We start from the raw sequence: 20,715 nt of genomic DNA, 5'->3' as shown, positions 1-20,715 counted from the left end.
TTAATTCCTTCATTTAAAACTTGCAATGCTGACGCGCTTGAAAGTTTCTGGCTTCAAAAATCTTATTGATGTAGATGTTCGTTTCGGGGCATTTACTTGTATCGCTGGTGCAAATGGTGTTGGTAAATCTAACCTTTTTGATGCTATTAGATTCCTGAGTGCTTTGGCGGATCTTCCTTTGATTGAGGCAGCTTTGTCTGTTCGAGATGAAGAAGGTAAAACAGGTGATGTACGGAGTTTATTTCATCGTGTAAGTGATACCTATGCAGATAAAATGTCTTTTGAGGCAGAAATGATCGTAGCAGATGAGGGCGAGGATGATCTGGGACAAAGAGCGAAAGCAAGTATTACCTTTTTACGTTATTCCTTGACGCTTGCCTATCGATCTGATGACAGGTTTCGCTCCCTCGGCTCTCTAGAACTTCTCAAAGAAGAACTAGAGCATATCAATATAGGCGATGCTCCTAAAAACTTATTGTTTCCGCATCGTCCCGCTTGGCGAAAGTCAGCTATAAAAGGACGACGCACTTCACCATTTATTTCTACTGAAGATGATGGAACAAATCGAGTGATTAAACTACACCAAGATGGTGGAAGCAGAGGTCAGCCTTTGTCTCGTTCAGCAGCTAACCTTCCTCGAACGGTTTTGTCTGTAGCAAATGCCGCTGAAAGTCCCACAGCACTGCTAGCCAGACGAGAAATGCAATCTTGGCGATTGCTACAACTTGAACCTTCTTCTTTAAGGCAGCCTGACGAATTCACTGCTCCAACTAAACTAGAAACAGATGGTTCTCATTTAGCTGCAACTCTCTATCACCTAGCAAGGATGGAGAGACAAAAAAACGGGCAGTCCGATGATGAAGTGGATAACCCGGTCTACTACGAAGTTGCCAACCGTCTAGCTAATTTGATTGAAGATGTAGATAAAGTATGGGTTGATTGGGATAATCGGCGTGAGCTTCTTACTTTAATGGTTACAAGTCGAGATGGAACCTCTCATCCGGCTAAAGCACTTTCAGATGGAACTATGCGTTTTTTGGCATTAGCAGTGCTTGAGTTAGATCCAGAAGCTCAAGGACTTTTATGCCTTGAAGAACCGGAAAACGGAATTCATCCAGAGCGAATTCCAAAAATTCTTCAACTGCTTCAAGATATTGCTACTGCTACGGATGAAGCACTTGGATTGGACAATCCTTTGCGTCAGGTAATTATTAATACCCATTCACCAGCAGTCGTTATGCAGGTACCTGAGGATAGCCTTTTAGTTGCTGAATTAAGAGAGACAGTGCTTTCAGGTCAAAGATTCAAGCGAGTTTGTTTTGGGTATTTACCTGGTACTTGGCGACAGTCTAAAGATCCAGAATCCAGCAAAGCAAGCATTATCTCAAAAGGTAAGCTTCTTGCATACCTCAATCCAGTTCCTGATTACGAACTTGAGTCTGATAATAATGGACACGAGACTAATTATCAAGGCTTAAAACCAGCGAAATCTAAAAAGCGACGAGTTGTGGATAGAGAAGATCTTCAACTCTTACTGCCAGGTTTCTCCAGGTAAATATCGTGATGGAAATCTGTTATACATTGCTTTCTGATGGTAGCTCCGATAGAGCACTTATTCCTATACTCAACTGGATATTACAAACTCATCTTAGTCATTATGCTATCCAACCTCAATGGGCAGATCTACGTCGTTTAGATAAATCTCTACGAAATACATTTGAAAAGCGAATCAGGTTGAGTGTCGAGTTGTACCCGTGTGACCTTTTATTTATTCATCGCGATGCGGAGAAAGATACTCATGAAATTCGTATAAATGAGATTCGTACAGCCGTTACTCAAGTTGATTCTCTTTCGGCACTAACAGTTTGTGTTGTACCAGTTCGTATGACTGAGGCGTGGTTGCTGTTTGATATAGGTGCTTTGCGTAAAGCAGCGTCTAATCCAAATGGAAAAACCGAATTGCACCTCCCAAACATCAAGAGACTCGAGGATGAGGCTGATCCTAAAGACACGCTGCATCAGCTTCTTCGTCAAGCTAGCGGCTTATCATCAAGACGGCTCAGGAGATTTTCGGCAAGTGATTGCACCCATCGAGTTTCAGAGCTAATCGGTGATTTTAGCCCACTGCGCGTATTACCTGCTTTTGCAGCTTTAGAGTCTGAAGTCATAGGTGTCATTAGGAAGAAAGGTTGGGAATCCATCTGAAGTAAGCAATGACGTATAAGTTCTTTAAAGGAAAAACTGAAATAACATATTCTCATCCAACTTGCAGAATCCGATCGCCCCTCTCCCCCCATTTCTATAAAGGCCCCACTGAATTTAGAAATGTGCTAATTTCGTCGTAGCGATATGTTCTTACCAACCCCTATGCGATCGTTGAAAAATTACACAGTCGTGCTGCGTCCTGACAGTAATGGAACGTTTGTTGCTTACGTTCCAGCGATTATAGGTTGTCATGCTTGGGGACAAACGACAGAAGAGGCTCAAGCCGAGCTTGTCCAGGTGTTTGAGATGATTCGGGATGAGTATAAAGAAGCAGGTAAAGAACTCCCCGAAGATGTTGAGGTAGCTGTGACCCATGCCCGCTAGAGCAAAAGAAATCGAACGGGTGGCACGAAAGTTGGGTTTTGAGAAGGTTAGGCAGAAAGGAAGCCATGCTCGATGGAAACATCCTGATGGCAGAGCAACAACAATTCCGATTCATGGTAGTGCAGAGATAGGTAACTGGTTGTTTCAGGAAATCTTGAAGCAGTTGGGTATCACTGAAGAAGAGTTCAATCGGTTACGCTAGAGGTTACACAGAAGGCTAGATACTATGTCGAAACCGATCGCCCCTCTCCCCACATGCCTACAAAGCCTCCTCCTCATCCAGCCTGTGAGACTCGATTGCCCCTACTCCTCACCATCCTCAAGGTTGTATCGTTGAACGATCTCCTGAATGTCGTCTGTCTCTACATAATCTTCGATCGCTCGATTAATAAATGCATTCATCTAGTAAAGAACGGCATCCGCTAAACTTGAGAAGTAAGAAAATTTACGTTAGGTGAACAAACGATTTCAATGGAGCTGATAGTTATGATAATTCGAGAAACCGCGATCGCGAAGATCCAGCAACTTCCCGAATCGCTGGTGCAAGAAATTATCGACTTTATTGACTTCATTGCTCACAATCATCAAGCTAAAACAGGCATTGATTCACCTGAAGGCGATCGCTCTGGAGATTGGGCACAATGGTTTGACGCGACTGACAGCTTAGAAGTCACCCCAACAGCACCAACCAGTGAATATCAGCAACGCTTGCTGAGTAAATATCGGCAACAAGGACTTGACCTGTGATTCTTTGCGACGCTTTTGGCAAGATACCGGGTTAAGTAGAGCAACCGCTTATAGACTCTGTGATGATCCGACTTACATCCCAACTGGAGAAGTAATTGAAAAAATCTGCCGTGCCTATGGATGGCAACCAGGGGAGTTCATCGTGTATGAACCAGATTCAGAATGAGCCTTTGCTTTGAGTGAAAAGAATGTAGCAGCTTATGCAAATTATCAATTTCCGTAGCGCAGGCATCTTGCCTGCCAGTGAACTATCCATCATGCAAATGCAAAAGTGGGATACACCCCAAGCGATCGAGTCCTCTTATTTCTCAAGCAATTAATGGAAAAATAAAACTTTAGACAGGAAATGTGGGCGTTGCATAATTGAAAGATGATTTAGGGTAATCTGCAATGCAATGTCCAGAGTGTGGGGCTACTCATATCCGTAAAAACGGTAAGAGGAAAGGTAAGCAAAATCACATTTGTGTCGCTTGTGGTCGTCAGTTCATTGATACCTACGACCCGCATCGAGGGTACTCAGACGAGTTCAGACGCGAATGCATCAAGATGTATCTCAACGGCTCTGGGTTTCGAGCGATCGAACGGGTCAAAGGAGTACACCATACCACGGTCATTACCTGGGTGCAGCAGGTCGCAACGCGCCTGCCGGACGCCTATGCACCGGAAACGCCCCCCGAAGTTGGAGAACTCGACGAATTGGAAACCTTTGTCGGCTCAAAAAAAACAAGATTTGGCTATGGACAGCCGTTGACCACTTCAAAAAGGGAATTTTAGGCTGGGTTCTGGGTGACCATAGTGCTGAAACCTTTGTCCCGCTCTGGCAGACTGTGGTGGACTGGAACTGCTATTTCTACGTCACTGATGGGTGGTCGGTGTATCCCGGCTTCATTCCCGATGGCGATCAGATTGTCAGCAAAACGTATATGACTCGAGTTGAAAGTGAGAACACTCGCTTGCGGCACTATCTGGCTCGACTGCATCGCAAAACGCTGTGCTACTCCAAAGCCGTAGAAATGCTGGCTCACTCTATTCGGTTGTTACTTCACTACCTCAGGTTTGACGATGTTCCAGTTCCTCCGAGGTTCATCTCTTGATTCAGCAACGCCGAAATGTGAGCCATGAACAGCCCCACCCAAACCCTGACCGCTGAAATTGTCCTTCAGACCCTTCGAGAACAGCCACAGCTTTTCGAGACATTTCAGATCAAAAGTCTTGCCTTATTTGGTTCCGTTGCCCGCAACCAAGCCACCGCAGCCAGTGATTTAGATTTTCTAGTGGAGTTTGCCGCAGACCCTACCCTAATGCTGTATATGAACCTGAAGTTCTTCCTGGAAGATCTGTTTCAAAGAAAAGTCGATTTAGTGATTAAAACCGACATCAAACCCCAAATTCGAGAAACCGTCATCCAAGAAGCCGTTTATGTCGCGTAAACTGAGCCTTTACCTGACCGATATGTGGAAGGCGATCGCTGGAATGAGAGACATCATCGCTCATGCCTATTTCAGTATTAATACCCGCATTGTGTGGAACATCATTCGCCAGGATCTACAACCCCTAAAAAGTTGCATCGAACAGATTCAGCAAAACGAAAATCTCGACTAAATTGGGTTGCCATGACCATTCCCCCCTACAAATGGACTATAGATCGTTACCACTAGACGATCGATTGATTAACTTTGCGTTAGCTTCTCTTGTATATGCCTTCTTAATGTGATGACACTGAATATGATGCTATAGTACCGATCGCAATTCACCCTCATCTATTATTCCTGGCGACCAACCTCACCCGATCCAGGAGATGATCTGCTCATTGATTGTGCAATGAATGCCAATGCAATGGTCATAACTTCTAACTTGCGTGATTTTAGGAGTGCAAGAGAGTCTCTCGGTTTGCAAGTGATGACTCCTGTTGAATTAGTTACCCAATTGGCACTAGAAGGAAGTTAATTGATGAGTCGATTCACACTGCGATTACCCGAAACCCTACACCAGCAGTTGGTTCACCTGGCTGAGCGTGAAGGTGTTTCTTTAAATCAGTACATTGTTTATGCCCTAACCCGCCAAGTTGCCCTGGCTTATACGGTGCAAGCAACGTCTGGTGAGGACGTTCAACAACAACAGCAAGCTTTTCAAGCTTTACTCAACGAACTGGGGCAGGCAACGACAATGGAGGTCAAATCAGTTTTAGATCAACGAGAAGAGGTTCAGCCCGAAGCAGAACTCAACCCTGAAATGATTGCCCGGTTTCAGCAGCGTCTTCGGATCGATTGAGCAACTGACAGAGGAGATTCTCGCTCTTCCTGGCACGTCTAGAGCACTCTCAAGCGTAGCCAGATCCAATTCACGTTGGGTTAACTCAGCCTCTAAACCTGCCAATTCAGAACGCTTTTTCTCCAACTCCTCTTCTTCAGGCGTTAACCTGCGGACAATATCTTTATCCATTTTCTTAATCGCCAAGATTTGTATTTATCAACCGCCACTGTCAATTAAATATTGCTCTCCCTCCAGTTTTAGCCGATCGCCCTCCAGCAACAATCGGTCAATCAGATCCTTCACCTCCATATAGGGCTGACGGGCCGATCGTTTTTGTCGTTCGATCGATCGCCTCGTTTCAGCCCTAACCCTGCCAGCCCATTTGCGCTTGCCAAAAACATCCAACCCGACCGAGAGGAAACTGTCTGCCCCAGTTTGAGAAGCCTGCTGGTTAATTGCTCGAATTTCAGCAGTCAACTCTTTTTTCAGTGCCCTGAGTTGCTTTTGCACCAGCGAAATTTGCTTAAGCTGCAATTTCACAGATTTAGGATGATCGAGTGTTAATGTAAGCTGGCTGGTGAGATCCTGAGCCTGCTGTAATATTTCAGGAATAGTCATGTGTACTAGACCTTGCTAACTTTCGAGTATACTAAACGGTTATCCTCACCTTAGTTAATTACCCAAGCCCAGCTCTACGGCACTGTGATTGTCAACAAAATGCCCTTAATCAAGCAGTTCATTGTGACCGGGTGTTGTGCCTTCGGTCTCGCTGCCTGTTATGCAGATACCTCCTCTGGCGATCGCCCAGAGCCTGACGAAACGCTTTCCCTGGCGGAAACGACGGAGAGTGCTCCCGAAATTGGCACCTTCACCTTCGACGAAATTGATATCAGGGGCTGTGGGATGACGCTCCGGGCAGCGGGAAGTGACCCTTGGACTGACGGAGTCTACCTGTTTAACGGACTGGAATCCCCCAATGGCACTGCTGAAGCCACCCTGCGTATGAAGATCGATGGCGACATCGTGCAGTTTCAGCGCACGAGTGGGGAAGGCGAGGAGTATTACGGCCAGTTCGATCGGCAAACCTTCGCAAGCCTTGAGGAGGGCTTGATTGCCGAAGTCAATTCAGAAGTGACCTCTAGACCCGAAAATTCAGAGGTGTGGGGTGTTAAAGGCACCATTACCGTTATCAATGCGGAGGGTCAGGAAACGTCGGTTGAAGCCATCGGCGATGTCGGTTGCTAAATCCATTGCCCCGTTCGAGTTCTATCGATCGCTTCCGTGGTCGTCCGAAGGATCATGAATTAAATAACCTGTGTAGTGTTTTACTTCGCTGACTGGGCGGGCAAGACTTCGGCTTGAGCGCTCAGTCGAAACGCTGTCCACCCCACAGGAGTTTCAGATGATTCAATTCGTATTCCTTAAAGACAAATCTTTTTGGTAGGTTGGGTTGAACAGCGTGAAACCCAACACCCGTCTGCATTTCGTTGGGTTACGCTATCGCTTTTCTGGTATGCCGGAACGGCTTTACCCAACCTACGAGAGAATCATAGTTTCAGGAGTTTTGTCAGTCAATCAGGTCCACCCCACAGGAGTTTCAGATGATTCAATTCGTATTCCTTAAAGTAACAGCATGGTTCGTTCAAACAATGACTCGAAAGGTTAAATTCATTCGGGGCAGTACCGATCGCTTAGTTTTAGGAACTTGATGCTGCCAGTAATGTTGAGTTGTTCCTTTCATGAGCAGAAAGCTGCCTGAAGTGAGTTCTAATTGATGCTTTAAACCTTTCTCAAATCGATGTCGGAGCATAAATCGTCGCGTTCCTCCTAAACTGAGCGAGCCAATGACTGGGTTCGTGCCTAATTCCGGTTCATCGTCACTGTGCCATCCCATACTGTCGGTTCCATCTCGGTACAAATTGAGCAACACACTGTTAAACACTACCCCTGAAAGCGGATCTACTTTCTGCTTCAAGTCAAGTAGCGTTGGTGTCCAGGGATGCGGATTCATGGTGATACCAGAATAGGTGTAAGACTTGCCGGGATCACCGTACCAGGCAGTTAATCGAGGTTGCGGTAGCGATCGCCCGTAGAGGGTAATCCAGTCCTGCTGCCACTGAATGGTCTGCATCAAGTCTTTGAGCAGGCGATCGGATACTGGCCCATTCAACAGCGATGGGTAAAGAATAATCTCTGCATCAGGCAAGGGCAAGGAAACGGTGAGCATCAGACACGATTAGAGGAGCAGTGAGATGACTTTTTAGTTTGCCGCATCCAAGATTCCGGGATGCAGAAGATTTTGCACAAGGGATAGGTTAATCCATTCACCAGGGCATAAGCGTTGACCGAACGATACCATTTGCTGTTTGCCTAAATTGCCAATGTCCTGTTTAGTCACAGATTGAACGCTCCCGACTCCTACGGGCTTACTGCCTTCGGCAACGTCAAACGAACGCCCACGCTCCGCGAACACTCCTCACCCCCCACTCCTCACTCCTCACTCCTCACTCCTCACTCCTACAAAACCTCCCGTCCCAAATAAGGCTGCAACGCCTCTGGAATCTTCACCGTTCCGTCCGGCTGCTGATAGTTCTCCAGAATCGCCGACATAGTGCGTCCCACCGCTAGCCCAGAGCCGTTGAGCGTATGGACAAACTGCGTTCCTTTCTTACCCGCTTCCTTAAAGCGAATATTGCCGCGTCGGGCCTGAAAATCCTTACAGTTAGAGCAGCTTGAAATCTCGCGGTATTTACCAGAGGAAGGCAACCACACCTCCAGGTCATAGGTTTTCGTGGCAGAAAAGCCCAAATCACCCGTACAGAGTTCGATCGCCCGATAGGGCAACTTCAACGCCTGGAGAATCGCTTCCGCATCGGTCAGGATCTTCTGGTGAGCCGTCTCCGAATCCTCAGGACGCACGAACATATAGAGTTCCACTTTATTGAACTGGTGCAGCCGAATCAGCCCACGGGTGTCTCGTCCGTAGCTACCCGCCTCGCGTCGGAAACAGGGTGTGTAGGCGCAGTAGTATTTGGGGAGTTCTTCAGCCGCCAAAATTTCATCCCGGTGCAGACTGGTAATCGGCACTTCCGCCGTAGGCGTGAGCCACAAATCGTCATTGGCGCACTTAAAGCTCTCCTCCGCAAACTTCGGCAGTTGCCCAGAAGCCGTCAGGGATTGGGTGTTGATCAAAATCGGCGGTAGGACTTCCGTGTATCCCGCAGCCGTTTGGCGATCGAGCATAAATTGAATTAATGCCCGTTCCAGAGCCGCTCCTGCCCCAATTAGAGTAACAAAGCGACTTTGGGCAATTCGTGCCGATCGCTCGAAGTTTAAAATTCCTAATTTCTCACCAATCTCCCAGTGGGGCAAAATGGCTTCAGAGTCTTTCGGCAGATAGGCTTCACCCCATCGCTTCACCTCCACATTTTCATCCTCACTTTTGCCCACAGGAGTCGTTTCATTGGGTAGATTAGGAATGGTCAGAAGGATCGATTCCAATTCCGCCTTAATTTCCTTCTCCTTCGGCTCCAGTTCACTCAGTTGAGATTTAACCTGATTTCCTTCATCACGCAAGGCTTGAATCTCCGGGTCATCTGGTTTCGCCCCCGATTTCATCTTTTGTCCAACCTGTTTACCAATTTCGTTACTGCGCGCTTGAAGCTGCGATCGTTCCACCTCCAACTCGCGCTGCTGACGATCCAGTTCCAATATGGGCGACAGGTCAAATTCGCCTCGTTTACTCAGACTTGCTTGAAATGCGTCTGGATTTTCCCGGAGTTGCTTCAGATCAATCACAACAATTCCTCATGTTTGGCGCGATCGGTTGCCAATAAACAATGCTACCAATTTTGGATTTTAGATTTGAGGTTTGCCCCTGAAAAATTTCAAAATGCCAGGTTTATCTGGGTGGATGGGTACGTTAAGTCGGTTTGAACCGCGATCGGGGGTCGAAAAATGATTCAGCCTCAGATTGTTCAGCCCCTTTTTCAACGGCAGAATCTTCCTCTAGGTAGGAAGTTTTTTTGCGAAAACAGGGTTGACTAATTTTTAAGACAAATATTGACCCATTTTTAAGATAAACAACGGAGTGTTGCAGATTTTCATGCAAATAAGGCAGCGTGATTTAGATCTCGAAGATTCCCAAGAACGGGGCATTTTCGCCCGTATTGCTTACGGAGTGGGAGATTTCGGCCCGTCAATGGCAGGGAATACCTTAATGGTCTTCTTCTGCTTTTTTTTAACCACCCAGGCCGGGCTGTCGCCTGCCCTCGCCGGAATTATTCTTTGTCTCAGTAATGGCTGGAGCGCGATTAGTACCCTCCTGATCGGGATTTTGAGCGATCGCACCCAGAGCCGTTGGGGGAGAAGACGAATTTGGCTGGTGGGTAGTGCGCCGTTGCTGGCGACCTCCTTTCTGCTGCACTGGTGGATTCCCCCCTGGCAAACGGGAATGCAGTTTGTTTACTTTCTGGGGGTTGCCCTCCTGTTTCAGACGGCTGGGAACGCCTTTACCATTCCCTACGGAGCCTTACTGACTGAGCTAACGAATGATCAGGAAGAGCATCTCCGCCTAAATGGCTTTCGGTTTGGCTTTTCCCTGAGTGGCTGTCTAGGCTCTCTGCTTCTAGCCCAGGCAATTAACCACTGGAGCAGTCAACCGCAGCAGCAGATGATGATTCTGGGCAGTATTGGGGCGATCGTAATTGTCGGTTCAATCCTTTGCTGCTGTTGGGGCACCGCAGAACAACCCAGCACGAATCTATCCCAGCCCAAAACCACACCGCTGAATTTAAATGCATTACTCAACAATCGTCCGCTGATCCTGCTATCAGGTATCTATGCCTTCTCCTGGATGGCGTTGCAAATTACGCCCACCGTCCTGCCCTACTTCATTGTGAACTGCCTGAACTTACAGACCTCAGCGATTCCAACGATCGTCGTCCTGGTTCAGGGAACGGCCCTGCTGTCCCTAATTCTGTGGGAATGGTTGAGTCGGCAACTGGGTAAAAAGGTCGTTTTTGGTTTGGGAACCAGTCTGTGGATTCTGGCAACCCTGGGCTTAATCGATCTGCAACCAGGGCAACTGCCGCTGCTGTACGAGTTAGCCATTTTAATGGGACTGGGGATGTCTACGGTGTATTTAGTCCCCCTCTCCCTACTGCCGGAAGTAGCCGATCTGGATGAACAAGTTTCAGGACAACGGCGGGAAGGACTGCTCTACAGCATTCTGGTGTTTTTGCAAAAAATTGCCCTGGCTCTGGGTTTGTTCATCGTGGGGCAACTCCTGGCGGGATCTGGATTTCAAGAAGCCATCCCCGGCCCCGTTCAACTACTGCAACCGCGATCGGCGCTCACCATGATTCGGGCCATTACCGTCGTGATTCCAGTCATCTCCCTTTTAACCAGTCTGTTGCTGATGAGCCTGTACGACTCAAAGGCGATCGGCTGGAATCGAGTGCCCCAATTGCGTCGGGCAACGGCTTCTAATAGTAATTCGGGTTGAGGATAGTCCCTCTGGCAAAGATGAACCCACCCCCAGCCCCTCCCCTACCGTGTACACAGATCTGGATTTACCCCATAAAACCCTGCAAGATCCCCCTAAATCCCCCTTGAAAAGGGGGACTTCCGATCCGGTTCCCCCTTTTTTAAGGGGGGTTAGGGGGGATCAAACCGCTATTGGGAAGCAAATGAAGATTTGTGTGTACACGGTAGCAGCCCCTCCCAGGAGGGGATTTATGGGAGTATCTCTGTTTGAGTCGAGGGTTTGTTTCTCCAGGTTTCCCCTCTTGGGAGGGGCAGGGGTGGGTTCCGGTTCCTACTGGTATTGAACTTTGGCATACACAGTAATCCTGAGGGAGAAAGGAATTCAGGGTAAAGGCGGCAAAACTGGGATGCACCCAAAACTTATCTCCCGACTCCTGACTCCCGACTCCCGACTCCTCACTCCTCACTCCTCACTCCTCACTTCCCCCTCATCGAGTGATTCGCAAAATCCGATCGCCCTCTGCCGGACAAGCTCCCCGGCCATCGCAATTACTCGTGGTGACATACAGTTCGTTATCGGGCCCCATGATCACTTCCCGAATCCGACCCAGTCCGCTTGCGCCACTAAAGTAGACTTCGTGGGTTTGAACCCGGTAGGGAGCTTCTGGATCAAACGAAACGCGATGGAGATGTTCTGAGCCGAGGGTGCCAATGATTAAATCTCCCTGCCATTCGGGAATCGCATTGCCCGTGTAAATGGCGGCTCCTCCGGGGGGGACTGCATCTCGCCAGATTAACGCTGGACTGATGAAGCCTTCTCCTGACTCGCAGTCCTGTAAGACTGGCCAGCCTAAATTATCGCCAGCCGTAGCCACGCTGACCTTATCCTGTCCCCGTCGTCCAAGGTCGCCGCTGGGGCCATGATCCGTGACCCATAGAGTAGTGTCATTAAACCAGTCAAAGCCCTGCGTGTTGCGTAATCCGGTAATGAAAACAGGGTTATTGCCAAATGGATTATCCCCTGGAATCTCACCATCGGGAGTGACGCGCAGAATTTTTCCGCCCAGGCTATTCGGGTCTTGAGAAATATCTGGCGCACTGGCATCCCCTGTGCCGATGTACAGCATTCCATCCGGGCCAAACCTGAGGCGGCCGCCGTTGTGGAAACGGGCCACCGGAATATCGTCAATAATCACGCGATCGGCTGTCGCCGTTTGTCCATCCTCTGAAAGCTGCCAGCGTTCCACCAGGTTCATCGGCACACCATTGCGATCGGTGGTGTAGTAGACGTAGAACAGGCGATTGTTGGCAAAGTCAGGATGGGCTTCAATGTCCAGCAATCCCCCTTCTCCTGAGGCAGTCACATTAACCGTGGCCACCGGATTGGGTTGAAGTTGACCATTCTGCACCAGCCGAATTTGTCCGGGACGCTCACTCACCAGCAGATCGCCATTCTCCAGAAAGACAATTCCCCAGGGTACATCCAATCCGCTAACGACTTCCTCCGCCCGCACTTCTACCTGCCCCGTTGGGCCAAACCCACTTTCCACAAACTGACAGGCTTCCCCCGTCCCCCGATTTGCCAGGGAAACTGTATCCTGAGTTGGATCGGGTTCAGGGGCTTGAGCCGTCGGTTCCTCTGTGGTGGGTGGTGCAGGTGTGGCAGGGCTATCAGCGGTGGTGCCATTGGGAGTTCCTCCAGCACAGGCCACGATTCCCAACGCACTGAGTCCCACTAGTGTCCTGCGAACTAATGTCCTGCGAATCGATCGACTGGTTGATTGGCCGGTTGGTCGATTCGATTTTGGTGTTGTGGTTTGTTTCATCTGACGGTCTCTGAATAACAACCCATTTACTATTGTGGCTTGCAACTTACAAGACTGAAACGAATGGCAGGGTGCGGCTGAAGGATTCAGGTGACAGGAATACGACCTACAAAGATCGTGGGCAGTGCAAAACGGTGGGCAGTGCCCACCCTACAGGAGTTGGGGTTGAGGTGTGGGGATGATCCCTTCCTATCCCTGCTGAGACTGTTCGTACCGTTGCGCGACAGCATCCCAGTTCACCACATTCCACCAGGCATTTAGATATTCAGCCCGCCGATTGCGGTAGTTGAGATAATAGGCGTGTTCCCAAACATCGTTGCCCATAATTGGGAAAGCACCCGTCATGATGGGATTGTCTTGATTCAGGGTCGTGGTAATTTGTAAATCACCATTGTTGGCAACCAACCAGACCCAACCGCTGCCAAATTGACGGGTTCCAGCTTCTTCAAAGGCGGCTTGAAATTCTGCAAAGCTCCCGAAGGTTTGATTAATTCGCTCTGCCAGTTCACCCTCAGGTTCGCCCCCTCCGTCTGGACTCATGATTTGCCAGAACATACTATGGTTGATGTGACCTCCACCGTTATTGCGAATAGTAATGCGAACATCTTCTGGAATCGCATCAAGATTACGTAAAAGATTCTCTACACCCTGATCCCGCAGCTCAGGAGCGTCGGCGACCGCATCATTATAGTTATTTACATAGGTGGCATGGTGGCGATCGTGGTGCAGTTCCATTGTTTCTGCATCAATGTAGGGTTCCAGCGCATCATAGGCATAGGGTAAGGGCGGCAATTCCAGTCTTCCAGCCGCTTCAGGGGATTCATCAGCGGTTTCAGTTTGTTCCTCTGAAACAGGCGAAGCATCAGGGGCTTGAGATTGGGTGATTCCTTGACAGGCAACCAGCAGAATAGTAAACACACTGCCCAAAATCAGCAACTTGATGTGCCGTCGCCAGGATCCAGTTCGGGATTGCATAACTTCTCTTCAGTGAAATGACTCTACTTAGGGTATGTCAAATCCCTGGGAAGGAAGCAGTCCGCAGCAAGTTTGGTACAGTCCGCAGCAAAAATCAGTCGCGCACGGTAGCGAAAGACATCAGCGCAAGTCTCGTCCAAAGGGGAGCAGGGCGATCGTCAGCAGCTTGAAATGCTGTTGTGCAAAGGGAATGCCGATAATTGTGATTGCCAGGATGACCCCGTGCAGCAGGTGAGAGATGGCAATTTCCCAGCCAAACAAAACGATCCAGATGATATTGAAGATGATCCGCAGGGGACTATCGGCATTTTCCAGCGTTACAATCTCCCGCCCAAAGGGAGTAAAGGTGGCAAACCCCATTTTGATCGCCTGCACGCCAAATGGAATCCCCACGATCGTCAGGCAAAGCACCAATCCGCCCAGGATGTAGCCCACTCCACTAATAAATCCCCCGAAGATCAGCCAGATAATATTTCCCAGTAGACTCATCGCCAACTCCTTTACACAACTCAATATTTATTCGCTTTTGCCGATAGAATCGGAGCATTCCTTATCTTTAGGTTCTCTCAATATGTCAGAATGAGTAGCAGTCCTTAAGTTTCGTTAGTTTACAATCCCGTGAGTTCTACGGCTATAGCATCCTCCTCTAGTAAACATTCCACGCGCCGTGCCGTTTTCCCCTTTACCGCGATCGTCGGTCAGGAGGAAATGAAGCTGGCGTTGTTGCTCAATGTGATCGATCCCAAGATCGGTGGTGTCATGATTATGGGCGATCGTGGGACGGGCAAATCCACGACCATTCGCGCCCTTGCTGACGTGTTACCTGAAATTGAAGTGGTCGCGGGTGATCCCTTCAATAGCCATCCCACTGATCTCAGCCTGATGGGCGATGAGGTGAAGCAACGGGTGGAATCTGGGGAAGCCGTCGAAACATCCCACAAAAAAGTGGCCATGATTGATTTACCCCTGGGAGCCACTGAAGATCGAGTCTGCGGCACGATCGACATTGAACGCGCCCTGTCTGAAGGGGTGAAGGCCTTTGAGCCAGGGCTGTTAGCGCAGGCCAACCGGGGCATCCTCTATGTGGATGAGGTGAACCTGCTGGATGACCATCTGGTGGACGTATTGCTGGACTCAGCGGCCTCTGGCTGGAACACGGTAGAGCGGGAAGGGATTTCGATTCGTCACCCAGCTCGGTTTGTCCTGGTGGGTTCCGGCAACCCCGAAGAAGGAGAACTCCGTCCGCAATTGCTCGATCGCTTCGGACTCCATGCCGAAATTCGCACCGTGAAAGATCCAACGTTGCGGGTGGAAATCGTAGAGCAGCGATCGGCCTTTGATCAAGACCCCGATAGCTTCTTAACCAGCTACAAGACTCAACAGGATGAACTTCAGCAAAAGCTGATTTCAGCCCAAAATCTTCTGCCCTCTGTAACGATCGATCATGATCTGAAGATTAAGATCTCCCAGGTGTGTTCTGAGCTGGATGTGGACGGGCTGCGGGGTGATATTGTCACCAACCGCACAGCAAAGGCTCTGGCAGCCCTGGAGGGACGGAATGAAGTCACAGTAGATGATATTCGTCGCGTCATTGTGATGGCTCTGCGCCACCGGCTGCGGAAGGATCCTCTTGAGTCGATCGACTCCGGGTACAAAGTCCAAAAGGTCTTCAGTCAGGTCTTCGGACTGGCGGATCCAGAAGAGGCAATGCAGAACGGGGCAGGTCAACCCGCCGGAGTGCGGTAGACAGACAGCCAAATTGAATAAAAACTAAATCAAACAACTTGAAACTCTTGTGGGGTGGGCATCCTGCCCGCCCAGTCAACCACACAGAATCATTCACAGTTGTTTAATTCACGATCCTAGGTGGGTGGCAAAGCCGTCCCGCTTCCCCCTTCTTTCAGCTCTCTACTCTTCAACATCCGCGCCTCAATTTTTGCCCACGTTCCAGGTGTCACCCGCACCGCAGCTTCCTTACACTTCACCATCAATTCATTGGCATAAAGGTATTTGGATAAACTCTCGACTTCATCTCTTGATAGATTTACAAGTTCTGGATTAAGTTGAAGTGCATCAAACCACAGTTGTGAAATTCGATCGGCAAAGGCTAGTCGTACCTTGCGTGGTTGATAAACATCTGGGGCTTGGGATCTAAGCGTATTTAGATTTACAGTTAAGCCAGCCACATCAACTAAGTTGAAAAAATTCATTTCTTGAGAAACGAGATCAATGATAATAGCTAGGGAGCGGTCAAGATCAAGAGCACGGACAAGGTCAAAAGCTCGCACGAGATCAAGGGCGAGGTTGATGTTAGTATCAACGCCAAGAGCATAAGCGAGCGCGCGAGTAGATGCACGAATGTGGGCAAGGTCGAAGAGGGTAAGATAAATAGCTACAGCTCGTTTAGCCGCTGAACTGTAGTTACCTTTTGAACCTGTAGTCGATCGATCTGCCCATTGCAGCAAAGCATTGAGTTTTGGAGTATTGATATACGTCTTTGCCTTCTGTTCTATTATCAGTAGCAGACCATCGGCCCCTCGGTTGCCCGTCATCAGTCCGGCAATCAGCAAAAAGATTTCTCGCCATCGTTCATCGGGCAAATACCTGAAAACAATCTGCTTGATGAACTTCGGATTGTCAACAATATATTGAGCCGTCAAATACTCCTGAAGGGTCAGATGCGAGAAGGAATAGGCATCTTCGGCGCGTTCCACCAAAATCCCTTGCTGTCGAGCAACGGCATCTAGAACAGCTTCTCCATCCAAAGATTTAGGAGCGTTTAAATTGCTTTCCAGAAAAGCTCTGATCCGTCCAACCAGTTCCCGCTTTGAAAAGAAAAGTTGATCTTTGGCAAACCCGTATGTGGCAATGTCTGAAAGCAAAATTTCTTCTAGCTCAATACTCAAGCCCTCATAAATCTGCTGTTGGTTTTCCAACCGTTTCTCGGCTGCCCATTCTTCCAACAAAATCCGAAGAGCTTTGCGATACAAAACGCTGCGGTTATTGGGGAAATTCTGCGATCGGTCATACACCAAACAGAGAAAGGTTAGCAGCAGGGGCGTATGGGCAAGCTCCTTTGCCCCTGCATTTTCCGATCGCTGCAATACTTCCCAACAGCGATCGGCGGTTTTTGTTTGTCGGTCAAGTCCGGAAACAAACCAATTCTGAATAAACTGCTGAATTTGCTCATCATCAAACTCAGCGATCGTTACATCTCGAAACCGACGGAATCCCCCTGTTTTGTAAGCAGCAATACGACAAGAGGAAATGTATCGGTTGCGAGCATAGCGATCGACAAAATTCTGAATTGCTTTTACGGCCCGGTTAACGTTATCGGTAGGAACTTCGTCCAATCCATCTAACAAGATCAGCAATTTCCCTTGCTGCAAGGCTTTAGCTGTGAATCCCTTGGCGTTGGGAAATCCGCACGTCTGGAACTCAGTTACAATGATTTGCTCTAGATTGATCTCATCGCTAGTGAGTCCCTTCAGTTCAATAAAAACAGGAATACAAGCATGTTTAAATGTCCCTTCATTACCCTTCAATGCCTCCAAGCCTATCTTACGGAGAAAGGTTGATTTACCCCCTCCCGGTGCACCCAACACCATCAAAAACTGTTCAGTATTGGCAACATCAATTCCTTTATGCTTTTCACCTGAATTCTGTCGTCGCAACCGTTGTTTTCTACTGTTGCGATAAGCTGCCTCCAAATCAGCGATCGAAACAAAGGGTTGCAGGTCTTCGTTGCCTAGCCGTACTGTTGTATAAATCGACTCCAGCGAAACTGGCTCTCGCATTCCCAAAACTTTGAGTAAGCAATGGCGATCGCTGTAATTCTTTACATACTGCTGAGAAGCATTGAAAATTGCTTGTCGAGTGGACTCACTCAGCGTCCGCCCACCCCATCCCAGGAGTCCTCCACCTTTTTCCTGGACAATACCTGTCACCAAATTGGCTAAACCTGTTACCGCCGCTCCCGTAGCCCAACCGATTAGAGGTTCAAATCCAGTCATAGGAATAGAAAAACTGAATAGGATGAAGCATTACGTTAAAGATAAAGGATCTTTGGGATTATAAATTCAATCGGAGGGACGTTCGCGTAGCGTGTGTCTTCCACGCAGCAGTCGTGGTGAGATGGACTGCTCAAGACAACAATCTTGACACAGATGCTTTGCCCCTACTTGACCTCCAACGATCGCAGCCGATTCATCACCGCAGCCAGTTCAAAGGATCGAAACATCATCAGATCGCCCTGGGGGTAAGGGGTAAGAATATCCAATTCACCCTTAGCAATATCCTGCATCACCCGTTCCACAATATCGGGAAGGGCCTGTTTGCCATCCAAATAGTGCTGTTGAATATAGGTCATCGCCGCGCCGATCGCCCGTAGTTGCCCCACATCCACCACCTGTTCGACAGCCGCCAGATCAACTTCTTCGGTGCCAAACACCAGCTCATCCACATCCCTGACCTTCAGCTTTGGATCCCGCAATTCCCGTTTTTCTTCCGGTTCTCCTTCATCTCCCCATCGTCCTCCCCGACCTCGACCTCGATCGCCCCGATCGCCGCGACTCCATTTTTCCTTCGGTGAATCCAACCGTTTCGGCACAGGAATTCTGGGGGTAATCTGACCAAACGCTTCTCCTCCTTCTGGGGCGCGATCGGTGGCATAGTCCTGGGCAATTTGCTTCGCCCGCTCTGTCACTTCCGACGGCTCATAATCCGTCATGGCAATCACGGTATTGGCCACATCAAAGTAATCCCCACTACCGCCCATCACCAGAATCGTCGATACCCCGCAATCATCGTAAAGCTGGCGAATTTTGTCGATAAACGGAGTAATGGGTTCCTTATCCTTAGCAATCAACGCCTGCATCCGTCGATCGCGGATCATAAAGTTCGTGGCGGAGGTATCTTCATCCACCAGTAAAACCGTTGCCCCCACCTCCAGAGCTTCCATAATGTTTGCCGCCTGGGAGGTGCTGCCGCTGGCATTCTCACTGGAAAAGTGAGCCGTCGATCGTCCCTGGGGCAAGCGATTAATAAAAGGTGAAATGTTTACGCCCACAATGCTGCGCCCGTCTTCCGCCCGAATTTTTACAGCTCCCGGATCGGTAACAATTTGCTCGCGTCCATCCCCCGGAATGTGGTTGTACACCCCCAACGCGATCGCCTTCAGCAAAGTAGACTTCCCGTGATAGCCACCACCCACAATTAATGTCACTCCCCTGGGAATGCCCATCCCCGTAATCTTGCCCTGATTCGGGCGATCGAATTCTACGCGCAGAGAGTCCGGCGACTCAAAGGGAACAGGGGTTTCCTCATCCGGGGTAGCTACCTGAGGCGGTTTTTGCAGTGCTTTGGCGGGCGTGGCTCTGGCAAAGGGCGAGGCAGGTTTGGCAGTGGGCTGAGGTTTTGCGGACTGAGCAGAAGCCGAAGCCAAAGGTCGATCGTCTACTCCGCTCCGGCGAGGCAAAATCGCGCCATCGGGAATGAAGGCGACCAATCCGCGATCGGCTAACTGTGCCCTCAACCAATCCGCATCTTCCACGGTTTCAATCTGCTGTTGAATTGCTTTGGCGTTGAGTGCGGCAAACTTAAGCGATCGATCCACAATTTCCGGCAAATCCTCACACAGCAACTCAGCCGCCTGCCGCCCCAAAATCGATCGTCCCCGTGCCGGAAGCCCCACGGCAAAGCGAGCTTCGACCGTGCGATCGTCAATTAAAATCGCAGTGCGTTCTAACACCTGCTGTTTGGGTCGGGCAATGGCAATCAAACCACTCTTCCCGCTCCCCCGCTTTCCCGATAGGTTGTTGGCACTGCGATCGAACTGGCGATTCAAGTAATCCCGCAGGGCAATTTCTCGGCTGGGTGTGGCATAAAGCTCCTGGGGAAAGCCTGCTTTACTTTGGGGCACCTGCACCCGCAATCGACTCGGCGCTGCAAAGGGATCACCCTGCACATGGTCAATGATCAGCAAAAAATCAGGAAACTGATAGCTCCCCTGAATGTCTTTGTATGCCTTATAACTTCTCTGATCCAGATCAAGCAAAAGGTCGTAAAGGCTGCGGGAAGTAGACATGGTACAAGTTCAAAAAAACTGGCTCAACAAAAAGCTGTACAGAATCAGGGCACTAATTCATGGACTTAAAACCTCAATCTTTACCATGCCACCTTCGATCGCTTGAATTTGCAGATTATAACCGTAGAGTAAACTCATTCCAACTAAAGGATCGGTTTCGGCTGCATTGATGGGAATGTTTTGGCTCTGCCCATCCCAAATGATGTTCGCTTCATAGACGTTGAACGTCGCTTCACTGCCATCTCCCAAAGTCCCCCTATCAATTCCGATCCAGGGTAAAGTCAAGGCAGAAATAAGATGACTTGGCAAGCTCAAAAAGCCTGTAAAACCAGTGTCAATAACTGCATCAATGACTTGCCTCTGGGCATTTGCGTTGCCAATTACAAGCCGAATCGTCGCCTCACAATTTGCATTGACCACCCCCAGCATCATACGGATTCTCTGAGGCTCCGCGCTCCGAAACGGTGTACGGCTCGATGTCCAATACGAACAATCCAGGGTTGTGCATCGGGTAACCGCTTAAACAGTTTGCCTGTAGCAGAGAGGATATCATCCGCAACCTCAAAAGCTCCGGTTTCAATGTCGATCGCTACTATTCTGCCGTAGTGGTCTGCTTCAACTTTGGAACGCACTTGAGATTCATAGAGTCTGTCACCACGTCGAGCAAATTCTTCTTTTTCATATCGAGGATGCCGAACAGACATTGGTTTGTCCCTCCCACTTATCCTTTCATCTTAGTGATTTTTCCGAACC

General features: G+C 49.0%; 24 protein-coding genes and 1 pseudogene. 15 read left to right on the top strand and 10 right to left on the bottom strand.

From position 1 onward, the window contains the following. Window positions 1-25: 25 nt before the first annotated feature. The 11 genes and pseudogenes from ACM1PF_RS25055 (at window position 26) to ACM1PF_RS25005 (ending at window position 5,607) form a co-directional block, all read left to right on the top strand. A complete protein-coding gene (locus tag ACM1PF_RS25055) occupies window positions 26-1,555 on the top strand; it encodes an AAA family ATPase (RefSeq protein ID WP_416668301.1) in 1,530 nt (509 codons plus the stop codon). Between the two features lie 8 nt (window positions 1,556-1,563). Continuing rightward, on the top strand, window positions 1,564-2,205 hold the full coding sequence (locus tag ACM1PF_RS25050) for a hypothetical protein (RefSeq protein ID WP_416668298.1): 642 nt from the start codon (window positions 1,564-1,566) through the stop codon (window positions 2,203-2,205). Window positions 2,206-2,367: 162 nt separating this feature from the next. Next, complete coding sequence (locus ACM1PF_RS25045; RefSeq protein ID WP_416676788.1) at window positions 2,368-2,589, top strand: type II toxin-antitoxin system HicB family antitoxin; 222 nt, start codon at window positions 2,368-2,370, stop codon at window positions 2,587-2,589. Beyond that, window positions 2,579-2,791: a type II toxin-antitoxin system HicA family toxin gene (locus tag ACM1PF_RS25040; protein ID WP_416668295.1), complete on the top strand. Its 213-nt coding sequence runs from the start codon at window positions 2,579-2,581 to the stop codon at window positions 2,789-2,791. The genes ACM1PF_RS25045 and ACM1PF_RS25040 overlap by 11 nt, the downstream gene beginning before the upstream one ends. A 284-nt stretch (window positions 2,792-3,075) precedes the next feature. Beyond that, a complete protein-coding gene (locus ACM1PF_RS25035; protein WP_416668292.1) occupies window positions 3,076-3,336 on the top strand; it encodes a DUF2281 domain-containing protein in 261 nt (86 codons plus the stop codon). Then, window positions 3,326-3,502 carry a helix-turn-helix domain-containing protein gene (locus tag ACM1PF_RS25030; RefSeq protein ID WP_416668290.1) on the top strand — a complete coding sequence of 59 codons (177 nt, stop codon included), beginning with the start codon at window positions 3,326-3,328 and terminating at the stop codon, window positions 3,500-3,502. The genes ACM1PF_RS25035 and ACM1PF_RS25030 overlap by 11 nt, the downstream gene beginning before the upstream one ends. 224 nt (window positions 3,503-3,726) lie before the next feature. Further along, window positions 3,727-4,430, top strand: a protein-coding gene (locus ACM1PF_RS25025; RefSeq protein WP_416667667.1) for an IS1 family transposase whose coding sequence is annotated in 2 segments (ribosomal slippage) — window positions 3,727-4,062 and window positions 4,065-4,430 — 702 coding nt in all. Because the reading frame shifts where the segments join, the coding sequence is not laid out codon by codon here. Between the two features lie 24 nt (window positions 4,431-4,454). Further along, window positions 4,455-4,766, top strand: coding sequence for a nucleotidyltransferase family protein (locus ACM1PF_RS25020; protein ID WP_416668287.1), 312 nt, complete (start codon window positions 4,455-4,457; stop codon window positions 4,764-4,766). Next, entirely contained in the window at window positions 4,756-4,938 is a 183-nt protein-coding gene (locus ACM1PF_RS25015; protein WP_416668284.1) for a HepT-like ribonuclease domain-containing protein, read from the top strand. Before ACM1PF_RS25020 ends, ACM1PF_RS25015 begins: the two co-directional genes overlap by 11 nt. A gap of 141 nt (window positions 4,939-5,079) precedes the next feature. After that, window positions 5,080-5,283 (top strand): annotated as a pseudogene (locus ACM1PF_RS25010) (toxin-antitoxin system toxin component, PIN family protein); the annotation flags it as partial. A gap of 3 nt (window positions 5,284-5,286) precedes the next feature. Next, entirely contained in the window at window positions 5,287-5,607 is a 321-nt protein-coding gene (locus ACM1PF_RS25005; protein WP_416668282.1) for a YlcI/YnfO family protein, read from the top strand. A 198-nt stretch (window positions 5,608-5,805) separates the two neighbouring features. On the opposite strand, the gene ACM1PF_RS25000 is transcribed toward ACM1PF_RS25005, so the two are convergent. After that, window positions 5,806-6,207: a hypothetical protein gene (locus tag ACM1PF_RS25000; RefSeq protein WP_416668280.1), complete on the bottom strand. Its 402-nt coding sequence runs from the start codon at window positions 6,205-6,207 to the stop codon at window positions 5,806-5,808. 84 nt (window positions 6,208-6,291) lie between these two features. Between ACM1PF_RS25000 and ACM1PF_RS24995 the strand changes: the two genes are divergently transcribed. Further along, window positions 6,292-6,834 (top strand): hypothetical protein, encoded by a 543-nt coding sequence (locus tag ACM1PF_RS24995; protein ID WP_416668278.1) that lies wholly within the window; start codon window positions 6,292-6,294, stop codon window positions 6,832-6,834. Between the two features lie 397 nt (window positions 6,835-7,231). Here ACM1PF_RS24995 and ACM1PF_RS24990 read toward each other — a convergent pair whose 3' ends face one another. Further along, window positions 7,232-7,816, bottom strand: a complete 585-nt coding sequence (locus tag ACM1PF_RS24990; RefSeq protein ID WP_416668277.1) for an alpha-ketoglutarate-dependent dioxygenase AlkB family protein — start codon at window positions 7,814-7,816, stop codon at window positions 7,232-7,234. Between the two features lie 174 nt (window positions 7,817-7,990). Here ACM1PF_RS24990 and ACM1PF_RS24985 point away from each other — a divergent pair, with 174 nt between their 5' ends. Further along, window positions 7,991-8,131 carry a hypothetical protein gene (locus ACM1PF_RS24985; RefSeq protein ID WP_416668275.1) on the top strand — a complete coding sequence of 47 codons (141 nt, stop codon included), beginning with the start codon at window positions 7,991-7,993 and terminating at the stop codon, window positions 8,129-8,131. Here the strand turns inward: ACM1PF_RS24985 and serS are convergent. After that, on the bottom strand, window positions 8,107-9,387 hold the full coding sequence (gene serS / locus ACM1PF_RS24980) for a serine--tRNA ligase (RefSeq protein ID WP_416668273.1): 1,281 nt from the start codon (window positions 9,385-9,387) through the stop codon (window positions 8,107-8,109). The two genes, ACM1PF_RS24985 and serS, sit on opposite strands and share 25 nt — an antisense overlap. Before the next feature lie 307 nt (window positions 9,388-9,694). Here serS and ACM1PF_RS24975 point away from each other — a divergent pair, with 307 nt between their 5' ends. Then, window positions 9,695-11,095: an MFS transporter gene (locus ACM1PF_RS24975; protein ID WP_416668270.1), complete on the top strand. Its 1,401-nt coding sequence runs from the start codon at window positions 9,695-9,697 to the stop codon at window positions 11,093-11,095. A gap of 469 nt (window positions 11,096-11,564) precedes the next feature. Here ACM1PF_RS24975 and ACM1PF_RS24970 read toward each other — a convergent pair whose 3' ends face one another. The 3 genes from ACM1PF_RS24970 to ACM1PF_RS24960 form a co-directional block, all read right to left on the bottom strand. Beyond that, window positions 11,565-12,902, bottom strand: a complete 1,338-nt coding sequence (locus ACM1PF_RS24970) for a PQQ-dependent sugar dehydrogenase (RefSeq protein WP_416668267.1) — start codon at window positions 12,900-12,902, stop codon at window positions 11,565-11,567. A 189-nt stretch (window positions 12,903-13,091) separates the two neighbouring features. Continuing rightward, a complete protein-coding gene (locus ACM1PF_RS24965) occupies window positions 13,092-13,877 on the bottom strand; it encodes a superoxide dismutase (protein WP_416668264.1) in 786 nt (261 codons plus the stop codon). Between the two features lie 120 nt (window positions 13,878-13,997). After that, window positions 13,998-14,366 carry a YccF domain-containing protein gene (locus ACM1PF_RS24960; RefSeq protein ID WP_416668262.1) on the bottom strand — a complete coding sequence of 123 codons (369 nt, stop codon included), beginning with the start codon at window positions 14,364-14,366 and terminating at the stop codon, window positions 13,998-14,000. Window positions 14,367-14,495: 129 nt separating this feature from the next. Between ACM1PF_RS24960 and bchI the strand changes: the two genes are divergently transcribed. Further along, complete coding sequence (gene bchI, locus ACM1PF_RS24955; RefSeq protein ID WP_416668259.1) at window positions 14,496-15,623, top strand: magnesium chelatase ATPase subunit I; 1,128 nt, start codon at window positions 14,496-14,498, stop codon at window positions 15,621-15,623. A gap of 116 nt (window positions 15,624-15,739) precedes the next feature. On the opposite strand, the gene ACM1PF_RS24950 is transcribed toward bchI, so the two are convergent. The 4 genes from ACM1PF_RS24950 to ACM1PF_RS24935 form a co-directional block, all read right to left on the bottom strand. Continuing rightward, window positions 15,740-17,890, bottom strand: a complete 2,151-nt coding sequence (locus ACM1PF_RS24950; protein WP_416668256.1) for an NACHT domain-containing protein — start codon at window positions 17,888-17,890, stop codon at window positions 15,740-15,742. 164 nt (window positions 17,891-18,054) lie between these two features. Then, window positions 18,055-19,962 carry an ABC-ATPase domain-containing protein gene (locus ACM1PF_RS24945; RefSeq protein WP_416668253.1) on the bottom strand — a complete coding sequence of 636 codons (1,908 nt, stop codon included), beginning with the start codon at window positions 19,960-19,962 and terminating at the stop codon, window positions 18,055-18,057. Window positions 19,963-20,019: 57 nt separating this feature from the next. Next, window positions 20,020-20,394, bottom strand: a complete 375-nt coding sequence (locus ACM1PF_RS24940) for a clan AA aspartic protease (RefSeq protein WP_416668252.1) — start codon at window positions 20,392-20,394, stop codon at window positions 20,020-20,022. After that, window positions 20,391-20,666, bottom strand: a complete 276-nt coding sequence (locus ACM1PF_RS24935; protein ID WP_416668249.1) for a hypothetical protein — start codon at window positions 20,664-20,666, stop codon at window positions 20,391-20,393. The genes ACM1PF_RS24940 and ACM1PF_RS24935 overlap by 4 nt, the downstream gene beginning before the upstream one ends. Between the last annotated feature and the right edge of the window lie 49 nt (window positions 20,667-20,715).

The organism is Egbenema bharatensis FJBBOT/2019 (genome assembly GCF_048077055.1).
GTDB lineage: Bacteria > Cyanobacteriota > Cyanobacteriia > Elainellales > Elainellaceae > Egbenema > Egbenema bharatensis.
The sequence above is the reverse complement of the archived record's forward strand: the minus strand, read 5'-3'. Positions and strand labels throughout refer to the sequence as shown.

Bases quoted from the DNA above. Each gene is read 5' to 3' on its own strand.
- ACM1PF_RS25045 (WP_416676788.1), top strand. From the start codon at position 2,368: ATGCGATCGTTGAAAAATTACACAGTCGTGCTGCGTCCTGACAGTAAT.
- ACM1PF_RS25040 (WP_416668295.1), top strand. From the start codon at position 2,579: ATGCCCGCTAGAGCAAAAGAAATCGAACGGGTGGCACGAAAGTTGGGT.
- ACM1PF_RS25000 (WP_416668280.1), bottom strand. From the start codon at position 6,207: ATGACTATTCCTGAAATATTACAGCAGGCTCAGGATCTCACCAGCCAG.
- ACM1PF_RS24940 (WP_416668252.1), bottom strand. From the start codon at position 20,394: ATGATGCTGGGGGTGGTCAATGCAAATTGTGAGGCGACGATTCGGCTT.
- ACM1PF_RS24950 (WP_416668256.1), bottom strand. From the start codon at position 17,890: ATGACTGGATTTGAACCTCTAATCGGTTGGGCTACGGGAGCGGCGGTA.
- ACM1PF_RS24970 (WP_416668267.1), bottom strand. From the start codon at position 12,902: ATGAAACAAACCACAACACCAAAATCGAATCGACCAACCGGCCAATCA.
- ACM1PF_RS25020 (WP_416668287.1), top strand. From the start codon at position 4,455: ATGAACAGCCCCACCCAAACCCTGACCGCTGAAATTGTCCTTCAGACC.
- ACM1PF_RS25005 (WP_416668282.1), top strand. From the start codon at position 5,287: ATGAGTCGATTCACACTGCGATTACCCGAAACCCTACACCAGCAGTTG.
- ACM1PF_RS25050 (WP_416668298.1), top strand. From the start codon at position 1,564: ATGGAAATCTGTTATACATTGCTTTCTGATGGTAGCTCCGATAGAGCA.
- ACM1PF_RS25035 (WP_416668292.1), top strand. From the start codon at position 3,076: ATGATAATTCGAGAAACCGCGATCGCGAAGATCCAGCAACTTCCCGAA.
- ACM1PF_RS24945 (WP_416668253.1), bottom strand. From the start codon at position 19,962: ATGTCTACTTCCCGCAGCCTTTACGACCTTTTGCTTGATCTGGATCAG.
- ACM1PF_RS24935 (WP_416668249.1), bottom strand. From the start codon at position 20,666: ATGTCTGTTCGGCATCCTCGATATGAAAAAGAAGAATTTGCTCGACGT.
- ACM1PF_RS25015 (WP_416668284.1), top strand. From the start codon at position 4,756: ATGTCGCGTAAACTGAGCCTTTACCTGACCGATATGTGGAAGGCGATC.
- ACM1PF_RS24965 (WP_416668264.1), bottom strand. From the start codon at position 13,877: ATGCAATCCCGAACTGGATCCTGGCGACGGCACATCAAGTTGCTGATT.
- ACM1PF_RS24975 (WP_416668270.1), top strand. From the start codon at position 9,695: ATGCAAATAAGGCAGCGTGATTTAGATCTCGAAGATTCCCAAGAACGG.
- ACM1PF_RS25055 (WP_416668301.1), top strand. From the start codon at position 26: ATGCTGACGCGCTTGAAAGTTTCTGGCTTCAAAAATCTTATTGATGTA.
- ACM1PF_RS24960 (WP_416668262.1), bottom strand. From the start codon at position 14,366: ATGAGTCTACTGGGAAATATTATCTGGCTGATCTTCGGGGGATTTATT.
- ACM1PF_RS24990 (WP_416668277.1), bottom strand. From the start codon at position 7,816: ATGCTCACCGTTTCCTTGCCCTTGCCTGATGCAGAGATTATTCTTTAC.